Raw genomic sequence first — 12,379 nt, 5'->3', positions numbered from 1 at the left:
TATCGTTGTCGGGCAAGCAAGGCGCCGCTCCGGAGAATGCCCCGGAGCGGCCTTTGGCGTCAGATCACTTGATCCGGAACCAGTCGGCGGCGTTCCACAACTCGGTGTCCCAGGTGTTCAGCTCTACTCCGCCCAACGAGTTGGAGCGGGCCGAGACGCGGCCACGGTCCACCAGCGGCACGATGGTGTAGCTGTCCTTGGTCAGCATGTCGTTGAGTTTCTTGGCAATCTCGCCGCGCTTGTCCAGTTCGGCGGTGCGGCCCAACTCTTTGACCAGCGCATCATAGGCGGGATCGCAGAAGCGGTTGATATTCTCGCCCTGCCACTGGGTTTCGGGGCGCGGGGCCTTTTCGCAGGTGTAGCCTGCCAGATAGCTTTGCGGATCGGTGCCGTCGAAGTTGTTGGCATACATTTCCACATCGGCATAGAATTTGGGGAAGGTATCGGGGCTGCCCGGATCGCTGCCAAAGAACACCGAGGCAGAGATGTTGCGCAGTTCGGTTTCAACGCCGATTTCGGACCACCACTGTTTGATCAGCGCCTGAAAATCCTGACGCACGGCATTGGTCGAGGTCTGGAATAGCAGCGACAGTTTCTTGCCATCCTTTTCGCGGATGCCGCCTGCGCCCACGGTCCAGCCTGCCTCTTCCAAGAGCGCCTTGGCGCCTTCGATATCCTGCGTCAGGCAATCGGTATTGTCAGAGGCAAAGATTTCCGGTGCCGGCACCAGGTTGCAGGTGGGCCGCCCCGCCTTGCCATAGCCGATTTCGGTCAGCAATGCGCGGTCGATCGCCATCGAGAGCGCCTTGCGCACGCGCAGGTCGGTCAGGATCGGGTGCGGGTGCTTGGCGGTGGCGCGCTCGCCTTCGGGCAGATCGGGCGACGGATCGGTCATGTTCATCTCGATCCGTTCCACCAGCGTGCCAAAGGCTGACATGGCCACGCCTTTGCCCGCCGCCTCCATATTGGCGATCACGTCGGGGGCAAGTTGCAGGTTCCATGCATAGTCGAATTCGCCGGTTTCCAGCACCGCGCGCCCTGCCGCCGTGGCATCGCCGCCGCCCTTAAAGGTCATCGTGGCAAAGCGCGGCTTGGCCGGGTCGCGGTAATTGGGGTTGGCCGAGAGCGAGATCACGTCATTGGGGCGGAATTCATCCACCTTGAACGGGCCGGTGCCGATGGGGGCGAAATTGGCATCGGCGCATTCCTGCGCCTTGGCCCCCAGACAGTCGGCGAATTGCGCGGCCTGAATGATCGGGGCCTGACCGCCCATGAAGGGGCCATAGGGCACCGGGGTGGGCTGGGAAAAGTTTACCTTGACGGTCAGATCGTCGATCACTTCGACCGAGGAGACACCTTCGTATTTGCCAAGCTGGGCACAGCCGCCTTCGGGGTGCATGCAGTATTCGGCGGTGAATTTCACGTCATTGGCGGTAAAGGGCGTGCCATCCGACCAGGTGATGCCCGGCTTGATCTTCCAGGTGATCGAGGTGAGATCCTCGGACACGCCGCCATTGGCGACGGTGGGGATTTCTTCGGCCAGATAGGGGATCATCTCGCCCTTGGTGTTGTAACGGCCCAAGGGTTCGATCACGAGGCTGGCGGCCTCAACCTCTTTGGTGCCGCCCGAAAGATAGGGATTCATGATGGACGGCGCTTGCCAATAGATCAGGTTCACATGGCCATCCGCGCCACGCTCTGCCATCGCGACAGAGGCGAGGCTGGTGGCGGCGGTGGCGCCAAGCAATAGGGATTTCAGGGTCATGGCTTTGGTCTTCCTCCGATGTTGGACAGCGATTTTTGGGCCGTCTCATTCGTTGATCCGCGGCACGTTAGGCTTGGCCGGGCGCATGCCGTGTCTGGTGCGGGGGTCCCACAACCTTGACTGGCATGGGCATCTCAGACCGGAACCTGATAAAATGCAAGCATTCCATTTGCGCGATTGGTCAACATCGCGTGCAACGTGCGGCGTTGTTTGACAGGGGCGCGCGAAAGTGAGTAGCGTTTAAGCATCATCCCCTGAATACAGAGGCAGCGCCCATGCTGGATACGCCCATTGTCCAGATCGAGAATCTCCGGGTTGCGTTTGAAACGCGGGATGGCCCGGTGGTGGGGGTCGAGGATGTGTCCTTTGCCGTGAACCCCGGCGAGACGGTCTGTATCGTGGGCGAGAGCGGGTCGGGCAAATCGGTGTCATCGTTGTCGTTGATGCGGCTGATCGAGTATGGCGGCGGCACGATTGCGGGTGGGCGTATCCTGTTTGACCGCAAAGAGGGCGGCACGGTCGATCTGGCCAAGACGGATCAGAGCCTGATGCGCACGATCCGGGGCAATGAGATCGGGATGATCTTTCAAGAGCCGATGACCGCGCTTAACCCGGTTTTTACCGTGGGGCGGCAATTGTCCGAGGGGCTGCGCGTGCATCGCGGCCTAGACAAGGCGGCGGCACGGGCGCAGGCACTAGAGCTATTGCGCGAGGTGCGTATCCCAGAACCGGAGCGGCGGTTGCAGCAATATCCGCACGAGTTGTCTGGCGGGATGCGGCAGCGGGTGGTGATCGCCATGGCGTTGGCGTGCAAGCCGCGCCTGCTTATTGCGGACGAGCCGACGACCGCGCTTGACGTGACCATTCAGGCCGAAATTCTGGCGTTGATTGATCGGCTCAAGCGCGAAACCGGCACGGCGGTGATTTTCATCACCCATGATATGGCCGTGGTGGCGCAGATGGCGGACCGGGTGGTGGTGATGTTTCGCGGCACCAAGGTCGAAGAAGGGCCGGTTGCACAGATATTCGAAGCGCCAAGCCATGACTATACCAAGGCGCTGCTCGCCGCTGTGCCCAAGCTGGGCGAGATGCGCGGCAAGGTCTGGCCAGAGCCGATGCGCCTTTTGGGATCGGACGCGCAAGAGATCAAACCGATCAAGGGACACGACAAAGAGCTGTTGCGCGTCAAGGGCTTGACCACGCGGTTTCCGGTCAAGGGCGGGTTCTTTCGCCGGACGCTGGCCAATGTGCATGCGGTCGAGGATCTGTCCTTTACCCTGCAAAAGGGGCGCACGCTGTCGCTTGTGGGGGAATCGGGCTGTGGCAAATCCACTGCGGGCCGCTCGATCCTGCGGCTGGTCGAGCCGATGGCCGGCGAGGTGGTGCTGGACGGTGTCGATATCATGGCGCTTGCCCCGCGCGATCTGCGCCGCGCCCGCGTGGATATGCAGATGGTGTTTCAAGACCCGTTCGCCAGCCTCAATCCGCAGATGAAGCTGGCGGCGCAGGTGGCCGAGCCGATGAAGAATTACGGGCTGGTGTCCGCCTCAGAGATCGAAGACCGGGTGGCGATGCTGTTTGACCGGGTGGAATTGCCGCGCTCTTTCCTGCGGCGCTTTCCGCATGAGTTGAGCGGCGGACAGCGGCAAAGGGTGGCGATTGCCCGTGCGCTGGCCCTCAACCCCAAGCTTATCGTCGCGGATGAGGCGGTGAGCGCGCTCGATGTCAGCGTGCAGGCGCAGGTGCTCAACCTCATGATGGAATTACAGGCCGATTTGGGCCTGAGTTACGTGTTCATCAGCCATGACATGGCCGTGGTCGAACGCGTGAGCCATGATGTGGGCGTCATGTATCTGGGCCGGATTGTCGAACGGGGACCGCGCGCGGCAGTGTTCGAAAACCCGCAACATCCCTATACGCAGGCCTTGATGAAGGCGGTGCCGATTGCCGATCCAAAGCTGCGGAAATCCGAAAAGGATCTGAATTTCAAGCCGATCCCCTCGCCCATCCACCGGGTCGGATACGATCCGGGACCGTCGGTGTATAAAGAGGTGGATCCGGGGCATTTCGTGCTGACCTCAGAAAGCGGGTATTGAGCATGGCAGCGCGATTGACGCCGGTCGAGATCATGGAGCGGCTGGTGGGTTTTCCGACTGTGAGCCGCGACAGCAATCTGCCTTTGGTGGAGTGGGTCGAGGAGTATCTGGCCAGCCACGGGATAGAATCGCATCGCCACTATGACGAGACGGGCGAGAAGGCTGCGATTTTCGCGCATGTCGGGCCTTGGGTGGCGGGGGGTGTCGTGCTCTCGGGTCATACCGATGTGGTGCCAGTGGATGGCCAGCCCTGGGCCAGCGATCCTTTTGCCGTGGTCGAACGCGACGGTAAATATTACGGGCGCGGGTGCTGCGACATGAAAGGATTTGACGCGCTGGCGATCTGGGCCTTGGTCGAGGCGCATCATTCCGGCGTGGCGCGGCCCCTGCAACTGGCGCTGAGTTATGACGAAGAGGTGGGCTGTCTGGGCGCGCCACCGATGATTGAGCGCATGCTCGAAGTGCTGCCGCGCGCGGAGCTGGCCATTATCGGCGAGCCGTCGATGATGCAGGCGGTCACGGGCCACAAGGGCGGGATTGGCTATGACGTGCATGTGGTGGGCTATGAGGTTCACAGTTCGCTGATGCACACCGGCGTCAATGCGATCATGGCCGCAGCGCCCTTGATCGACTGGGCCAATGCCCGCAATGCCGAAAACCGGGCACAACCGGCAACAGAGCTGGCCGCGCTGTTCGACCCACCCTGGACCACGCTGCATGTGGGGCAGATTTCGGGGGGCACGGCGCATAACATCACCGCCAAGGACTGCTGCTTTGGCATGGATATGCGGATGGTGCCGGGCGAGGATGCCGAAGACTGGGGTGCCCGCTTTGAGGCAGAGGTGCGCGCGGCAGAGGCGGCAATGCAGGCGGTGCGCCCTGAGGCGCGGATTGACCTGCGCCCCCGTTTCCGCGTGCCGGGGCTGCAACCCGAAGAGGCGGGCGCGGCAGAGGGCCTCGTGCGCCAGATCACCGGCGACAATGGCCGCCATGTGGTCAGTTACGGCACCGAAGCCGGGCAGTTTCAAGAGGCGGGCTATTCCGCCGTGATCTGTGGCCCCGGCGACATCGCACAGGCGCACCAGCCCGATGAATATATCACCGTGGCACAGTTCGAGGCGGGGCACGCGTTCATGCGCGCGCTCTTGGGGCGGTTGGCGGGGTGAAGGCCCCCTGCCCCTTGCCCCGCCCCCTGCCCTAGGATACTCCGACGCCATCAAGCATTTCCTCTCAAAGGTGCCCTGCCCATGCGTCTGAGCCGTTATTTTCTGCCCGTTCTCAAGGAAACCCCCGCGGAGGCGCAGATTGCCTCGCATCGGCTGATGCTGCGGGCGGGGATGATCAAGCAGGCGAGCGCCGGGATTTATTCCTGGCTGCCCTTGGGCTTCAAGATCCTGCGCAAGCTGGAAAACATCGTGCATGAAGAACAGGTGCGCGCTGGCCATATCCCGGTTTTGATGCCGACGCTGCAATCGGCGGATCTGTGGCGGGAATCCGGGCGTTATGACGATTACGGCGCGGAAATGCTGCGGATCAAGGACCGGCATGACCGTGACATGCTCTATGGTCCGACCAACGAAGAGCTGATCACCGATATTTTCCGGGCGCATGTCGGCAGTTACAAAGACCTGCCGCTCACGCTTTATCATATCCAGTGGAAATTCCGCGACGAGGTGCGGCCCCGCTTTGGCGTGATGCGCGGCCGCGAATTCCTGATGAAGGACGGGTATAACTTTGACCTGACCAAGGAAGACGCACTGCACGCCTATAACCGCCATATGGTCAGCTATCTGCGCACCTATGAGCGGATGGGATTGCAGGCCATTCCGATGCGGGCGGATAGTGGCCCGATTGGTGGCGATGACACGCATGAATTTCTGGTTCTGGCCGATACCGGCGAATCAGAGGTGTTCTATGACAGCGCCATCACTGATCTGCGCCTTGGCGGTCGTGTGGTGGATTACGCCAGCCGCGCCGAATGCGAGGCCATCGTCACCGAATGGACCACGCCCTATGCGCGCACCGACGAGACGCATGATGCCGCGCTTTACGAGGCGATCCCCGAGGCGCGCCGCCGCGCCAGCCGGGGCATCGAGGTGGGCCAGATTTTCTATTTCGGCACCAAATATTCCGAACCGATGGGGGCCAATGTGCAGGGGCCGGATGGCAAATCCGTGCCGGTCCATATGGGCAGCCATGGCATTGGCGTGAGCCGCCTGATCGGGGCCATCATCGAGGCCAACCATGATGACAAGGGCATCATCTGGCCCGAAGGGGTGACGCCGTTCCATGCGGGCATCGTGAACCTCAAGCAAGGCGATGCCGAGGCGGATGCCGCCTGCGAGGCGCTTTATGCGTCGCTGGTGGCCTTGGGGATGGAGCCGCTTTACGATGACCGCGACGAGCGGGCGGGCGGCAAGTTTGCCACGATGGACCTGATCGGCCTGCCGTGGCGCATCACCGTGGGGCCGCGTGGATTGAAGAATGGCGTGGTCGAACTGACCAGCCGCCGCACGGGCATCAGCGAGGAATTGCCGCCCGAGCAGGCGGTGGAAAAGTTGGCGCAGATCTATGCGGGGCATGTGCTGCGGCCAAGTTTGTGAGGGTGTGAGCGGGGAGAGCCGCGCGGTCGCTGGGCCGGGGTCTAGCGATGCAACGGATTTTGCTGCCACTTTATGCTAGCCAAACCCTTATGACCCCTCAGCAATGCGATCCCTCTCAAAATCGCTAGGCCGCGGGACGGCCCAGCGATCCGCGCGGCGGCGCTACGCGCCTTGTTCCGCGCGGGGGAGATCCAAGCCCCCCCTCCCTTGACGCCCCTACCCGAAACCCCCACTCTCCGCCCGAACCCCAGACCGAAGGAGCCGGAATGGCCAGAACACCCGCCCCTTTTGCCGCCTTTGAATGGCTGATCGCTTGGCGCTATCTGCGCGCCAAACGGGCCGAGGGCGGCGTCAGCGTGATGACTTGGATCAGCCTGATCGGCATCACCCTTGCGGTCTTTGCCCTTATCGCCACGCTGGCCGTGCGTTCGGGCTTTCGTGCGGAATTCGTCGATACGATCCTTGGCGCCAATGCGCATGTCACCGTCTATAATTCCGGCGCGGTGGATGCGACGGGCCGGGTGGACCGCAGCCTAGAGGATTATGCCGCCATGGCGGACCGCGTGCGCGCGGTGCCCGGCGTCACGCGCGTGGCCCCGCTTGTCAAAGGGCAGGTCATGGCCAATGCCCGCGACCGCAACGCAGGCGTGCAGGTGTATGGCATCACGGCGCAGGATCTGGCGACCATCCCCCGCGTCGCCGACCCCGAGACCGGCGTCGGCGACATCGCACGCTTTGACCAAGGGATCGCCATCGGTTCCGGCGTGGCGCAGGAACTGGGCGTCACTGTGGGCGACCGGATCAAGCTGATTTCCCCAAACGGGGTCAAAACGCCCTTGGGCACCAGCCCGCGCGTCAATGCCTATGAGGTGGTCTATATCTTTACCGCCGGGCGCTATGACATCGACCGGGTTCGCGCCTATCTGCCCTTTGCCGAGGCGCAGAGCTTTTTCAACCGCGACGGGCGCGCCGATGAGTTGGAGGTGATGGTGGCCGAGCCTGAGCGCGTCTACGACCTGACCGTGCCGCTCCTGGAGGCGGCGGGTGAGCGCGCCTTGCTCTGGACGTGGCAGGATGCGAGCGGGTCATTCCTGCGTGCGCTCGAGGTCGAGGATAACGTGATGTTCGTGATCCTCTCGATCCTTGTGCTGATTGCGGCGATGAACATCACAAGCGGCCTGATCATGCTGGTCAAGAACAAAGGCCGGGATATCGGCATCCTGCGCACCATGGGCCTGACCGAGGGGTCGATCCTGCGGGTGTTCTTTATCTGCGGGGCCTTTACCGGGATGATCGGCACGGCGATGGGGGTGATCCTGGGCTGTCTTTTCGCGCTTTATATCGACCCGATTTTCAGCTTTGTGAATATGGCGATGGGCGGTCAGGTCTGGGATCCGTCGATCCGCGGCATCTACCGGCTGCCCGCGCAACTGAGGTCCGAGGATGTGCTGTCGGCGGTGATGCTGTCGCTGGGCCTCAGCTTTGTCGTGACGATCTTTCCGGCGCGGCGGGCGGCACGGATGAACCCGGTGGAGGCGCTGCGCTATGAGTGAGGCCATGCTGCGCCTGTCGGGCGTCGAGAAGATCTATAATCGCGGGCAGACCTCTGAGGTCCGGGTGTTGAACGGCGTTGACCTGACCCTTGCACGCGGCGAGATGGTGGCGCTGGTCGCCCCGTCAGGCGCGGGCAAATCCACGCTGCTGCATATCGCGGGGCTGCTTGATACGCCCGACGCGGGGCGGGTCGAGATCGGGGGCGAGGATATGACCGGCCTCACGGACCGGCGGCGCACCATGGTGCGGCGGCAAGAGGTGGGCTTTGTCTATCAGTTCCACCATCTTCTGCCCGAGTTCAGCGCACTGGAAAACATCGTGCTGCCGCAACTGGCCAATGGCGTGGCGCGGCGGGATGCCGTGGCGCGGGCGCAGACGCTATTGGAACAGGTGGGCGTGGGGGCGCGCGCCGGGCACCGGCCTTCGGCCATGTCGGGGGGTGAACAACAGCGCGTGGCCTTTTGCCGGGCGCTGGCCAATGGGCCCCGCGTGCTTTTGGCGGATGAACCGACCGGCAATCTTGATCCAGGCACCTCGGATCAGGTCTTTGCCGCGCTCACGGGGTTGGTGCGGGGCACCGGTCTTTCGGCGCTGATTGCCACGCATAACCTTGATCTGGCGGCGCGTATGGACCGTATCTTGCGGCTGGATCAGGGGCAGGTTGTGCCGGGCTGACGCCCGCCACTCACAGCCCCGATTGCGCCACATCCTGAAAGAGCACCGGCACGCGGCAGGATTTGGGGGGCGTTTCGCCAATCATCAATAGGTCCGACGCCTCGATATAGCCTGCGAACCATGCGGCGAGCGCCACCGGATCATCGGTCGCCACACCCGGCCCGTCCACGGCATCAAGCACGATCTTGGACGGGGCCCAGACGCTGATCTGGCCATGTTTCATCGACCAATCCAGTTCGGTGCGCGTGGCCACCACGACGCAGCGCTCATCCCGCCCGGCCAGAACCCAAGCGTTCTGCTCCATCGCCAAAAGATCGACACGGCGCTGTGTCATGCGGTGGCCGGTCTGGGGCGGCACTTCGTCGGCCCGGCCCACACAGAGGATCACCGGCTCGGCCCGCGCCTCAAGCTGATCGAGCCAGCGCGAGAGGTTGGGCGAGCGGATCGCGGTATTGGTCAGGAACACCACATGCGGATGCGGCGTCGTCGCGGCATGGGGCGTGATCGGCTTGGTCTTGAGGTCGTTCACAGAGCGTACAATCTCGACCCCAAGCGCGCCCGGCCCGCGATCCAGCTTTTCGATCCGCACAAAGGTGCGCACCGCCTGCGGCTCCCAAAGGATGCGCTCGGCGATGCGTTCGGCGAGGGTTTCCAGCAGGTTCAACCGCTCTTCTGCCAGTTCAGCGGCAATCGCCTCTGTCACCTTGTCATAGCTCAGGATGCGGTCCACATCATCCTCGATGGCATCGGTCAGCGGGCGCACCTCGACCACGACATTAAAGCAGATGCGCTGCGTCGTGCCGCGCTCGGCCTGAAAGGCGCCGATCTCGACCTCGACCACGTGATCGCGCACGGAAATTCGATCAAGCGGCCCATCGGGCGAGGTGGCGCGCGCGCGGGCAGAAGGATGCTCAAAGGCGAGGCGAATTTCGTGGGTCATACTGTCGGTCCTGCGTAGCTTGGCCATTGGGATAGCATGCAGAACCAAGCCGCCGAAAGGGTGAATGCGACCGCCTAGCGTGCGAGGGCGTCAGGAACCCGCGCAGCATTCTTTCTGTTGGCCCAGCGTTCCGCCACGCTGCAAGCCCCGAAACGCAACAGACCCCGGAACGCTCCGGGGTCTGTTCTTCGCACGCTAGGCGCCCGGGATGGGGGCGCAGGCCGCTGGCCTCATACCTTGCATGCGGGGCAAGGCGTGTCTGCGGCAGAGGGCTGTCGCGGAGACTGGACAAGGACAGGGTGCGACCCGGCGTGCGGAACCCCTTGGGTGGATGTGTGCGGCGTTTCTGTCAGGGCCTCGTGCAGGCCATCAAGATCGGCACTGTGAAACAGGCGCGAGGACATCACCGAGAGATAGAGATAGGACATGGTCAGACTTTCAAGACTTGGGTGTGCGATCAGCCGGTGCGCACCGTGTCCGGGGTGCACCGCGCCAGCATCAGGCGGGTGACGTGAATGGCATCCTTGAGCCCGAGGCGTTCCTGTTTCAGCCGCTTCAACACGGCCATGTCGGGCATCGGACGCTGGTGCTCTGTTGTGATCAGGGCATCAATGTTCTGATGGCGGCGGCGCAGGGTGGCCATCCGGCTAAGCAGCGATTGGGGCGAAATACGGCGCGGCGTCATGCGGGGTCTCCTTGTTGGGGCATCAGCGGGGCATCGTGCTGACACTTGGGATATGGGCAGAACCAACGCAGATAAAATCCAATGGGATATTAAAATTCGATAGGAGTTTCCTATCTTAGGATCTGACAAGGGGGGTGACATGGCACAAGACATAACGCTCAGGCAATTGCGATATTTCATCGCCCTGACCGAGACCGGGCATTACCGCAAGGCCGCCGAGCGTGTGGGCGTCAGCCAACCCTCGCTGAGCCAGCAAATCCTTGGTCTGGAAACCGCGCTTGGGATGACGCTGGTCGAGCGCGGGCATCGTGGGGCCATCCTGACACCGGGCGGGCGCGAGGTTCTGACCCATGCCCGCAAGATGATCGAAGAGGCCGAGGTTCTCGGCAGTCTGGCCCAATCCACGCGCGAGGGCATGGCTGGCACCATCCGTCTTGGGGCCAGCCCGACGCTTGGCCCCTATTTCCTGCCCTATGTGGTGCGGCGATTGCGGCGGACCTATCCGGGGCTCAAGCTCATTATCCGCGATGCCGCACCCACGGTATTGCAAGAAGAACTGCTTGAGGGGCGGCATGATCTGATCCTTGCGCAACTGCCGCTCAACTCGGGCGATATTGCCGTAGAGCGCCTGTTTCGCGAACCGCTCAAGCTGGCGGTGGCGCAGGATCATCCGCTGGCGGGGCAAGCCTCGGCGCAGGATGCGGATCTGGCGGGTCAGGATATTCTGGCGCTGCCGCGCGGCTATCCCATGCATATGCAGATTGTCACGCTCTGCGAAGAGGTGGGCGCGCAGCTACGGCAAGAGTATGAGGGCACCAGCCTCGACGCCCTGCGCCAGATGACCGCCCTGAACATGGGCATCTGCTTTCTGCCCGCGCTTTATGTACAGTCCGAAGTGTCCCCCGAAACCGGCGACGTGGCGATCCTCAGCTTTCGTCAGGACAGGTTCCTGCGCTCGGTCGGGGTGGCGTGGCGCAGGCGCTCGGCGCATGGGCCGATGGTGGAACGCATCGTGCGGGTGATCCGAGAGGTGGCGCGCGACCGCTTTGCCGCTCTGGTGCGGCTGGAATGATTACCGGCGACGCTTGGTTGAACCACGAAGGAAGGGCGCAGCCAAAAGACACCAACCCAAGACGGCCTGCCCATGCGCTGCAAGGCTCTGAGGGCCTTGCAAGACCAAAAGCACAATCCCCTCACTTGGGTTGCGCGGCGGCCATATCACCCATTGAGCAGGCAGGCTTGGGATCAGCAGGCGGTAGTATTCGTAATAGAGCTGGGGCGAGAGCCAGATAAAGAGCCAGAACAGAACCAGAGCCCCCAAAAGCCTGGTCCAGATGCCCCGATGCCGCAACAAAACTCTGGCGGCCAGAACGAACAGAATGAAAAGAAAACCGCTCAGCCCAACAAGGCCGATCTGCCCCCCGGTGGACAGATCGAAAAAGGAGTCCTGTGCATACATCGGCCTTGGTTCTCAAACTCGGCGGCGCGGGGACGTTGCGCGTTTGACCATCATGGGGCAAGCAGTAAGACGAGAAAAAACCGCCATTTCCAGCGGTTTTCAATGTTGTGATGCGCCGCCAGATCACTTGAGCGGGGCGACACCCAGAATGACGCTGAACTGCTCGCAATAAATATAGAGCTCTTGGAAGTCGTCGGTATTGATCCCGGCGGGCACCTCGAAACTTGCAGCCCCTTTCTTGACGGTCAGCTTGTCGTGGATCTTGGAACCCTTGGCATATTGCTCGCCATTGCCAAAACCGATCTTGATATCCGGTGGGTTCTTGCTGGGATCAAAAAGATAGTCATCTGCAAGATGAACGACGGTTTTGCCATCCTTTTTCTTGATCTTGACCGTTCCCGACACGGTATAACCCTGCCGACCCGAAAGCGTGCCCTTGCGGATATCCGAGGCCGCAAAGGATGGCGCGGCCCCAAGCGCTGTGGCGGCAGCGGCCAGAGTGAGGCCAGCGAAGTGACGACGCGTGATAAGCATTGAAATCTCCCTTTAGACTGTGTGGAAATTGCACTTAGGCACCGCTTGGCCGCATGGCAATCGCGGGG

At 62.4% G+C, this 12,379-nt stretch carries 11 protein-coding genes; 6 read left to right on the top strand and 5 right to left on the bottom strand.

Annotated features, from left to right (window positions below):
• Positions 1-64: 64 nt before the first annotated feature.
• Entirely contained in the window at positions 65-1,765 is a 1,701-nt protein-coding gene (locus tag RAK1035_RS11075) for a peptide ABC transporter substrate-binding protein (RefSeq protein WP_008280075.1), read from the bottom strand.
• A gap of 275 nt (positions 1,766-2,040) precedes the next feature.
• On the opposite strand from RAK1035_RS11075, the gene RAK1035_RS11070 reads away from it, so the two are divergent.
• From RAK1035_RS11070 to RAK1035_RS11050, 5 genes are all read left to right on the top strand, one after another.
• The gene (locus tag RAK1035_RS11070) at positions 2,041-3,861 is read left to right on the top strand and encodes an ABC transporter ATP-binding protein (RefSeq protein WP_008280074.1); all 1,821 of its coding nucleotides are present in this window, start codon (positions 2,041-2,043) and stop codon (positions 3,859-3,861) included.
• Positions 3,862-3,863: 2 nt separating this feature from the next.
• A complete protein-coding gene (gene argE, locus RAK1035_RS11065) occupies positions 3,864-5,027 on the top strand; it encodes an acetylornithine deacetylase (protein WP_008280073.1) in 1,164 nt (387 codons plus the stop codon).
• An 81-nt stretch (positions 5,028-5,108) separates the two neighbouring features.
• Positions 5,109-6,464, top strand: a complete 1,356-nt coding sequence (proS, locus tag RAK1035_RS11060; protein WP_008280072.1) for a proline--tRNA ligase — start codon at positions 5,109-5,111, stop codon at positions 6,462-6,464.
• Between the two features lie 266 nt (positions 6,465-6,730).
• Positions 6,731-8,017: a lipoprotein-releasing ABC transporter permease subunit gene (locus RAK1035_RS11055; protein WP_008280071.1), complete on the top strand. Its 1,287-nt coding sequence runs from the start codon at positions 6,731-6,733 to the stop codon at positions 8,015-8,017.
• Positions 8,010-8,693, top strand: a complete 684-nt coding sequence (locus RAK1035_RS11050) for an ABC transporter ATP-binding protein (protein WP_008280069.1) — start codon at positions 8,010-8,012, stop codon at positions 8,691-8,693. The genes RAK1035_RS11055 and RAK1035_RS11050 overlap by 8 nt, the downstream gene beginning before the upstream one ends.
• 10 nt (positions 8,694-8,703) lie before the next feature.
• Here RAK1035_RS11050 and RAK1035_RS11045 read toward each other — a convergent pair whose 3' ends face one another.
• Positions 8,704-9,633, bottom strand: coding sequence for a dihydroneopterin aldolase (locus RAK1035_RS11045; protein WP_008280068.1), 930 nt, complete (start codon positions 9,631-9,633; stop codon positions 8,704-8,706).
• Positions 9,634-10,090: 457 nt separating this feature from the next.
• Complete coding sequence (locus RAK1035_RS20215) at positions 10,091-10,318, bottom strand: YdcH family protein (RefSeq protein WP_037297165.1); 228 nt, start codon at positions 10,316-10,318, stop codon at positions 10,091-10,093.
• A 139-nt stretch (positions 10,319-10,457) separates the two neighbouring features.
• On the opposite strand from RAK1035_RS20215, the gene RAK1035_RS11035 reads away from it, so the two are divergent.
• On the top strand, positions 10,458-11,390 hold the full coding sequence (locus RAK1035_RS11035) for a hydrogen peroxide-inducible genes activator (RefSeq protein ID WP_008280066.1): 933 nt from the start codon (positions 10,458-10,460) through the stop codon (positions 11,388-11,390).
• Here the strand turns inward: RAK1035_RS11035 and RAK1035_RS11030 are convergent, their stop codons facing one another.
• Positions 11,391-11,777, bottom strand: coding sequence for a hypothetical protein (locus tag RAK1035_RS11030; protein ID WP_008280065.1), 387 nt, complete (start codon positions 11,775-11,777; stop codon positions 11,391-11,393). It abuts the gene before it with no gap.
• A gap of 123 nt (positions 11,778-11,900) precedes the next feature.
• Positions 11,901-12,311 carry a DM13 domain-containing protein gene (locus RAK1035_RS11025; protein ID WP_008280064.1) on the bottom strand — a complete coding sequence of 137 codons (411 nt, stop codon included), beginning with the start codon at positions 12,309-12,311 and terminating at the stop codon, positions 11,901-11,903.
• Positions 12,312-12,379: the final 68 nt, after the last annotated feature.

The organism is Roseovarius sp. AK1035, from assembly GCF_003288315.1.
In the GTDB taxonomy this organism is placed as follows: Bacteria; Pseudomonadota; Alphaproteobacteria; order Rhodobacterales; family Rhodobacteraceae; genus Roseovarius; species Roseovarius mucosus_A.
The sequence above is the reverse complement of the archived record's forward strand: the minus strand, read 5'-3'. Positions and strand labels throughout refer to the sequence as shown.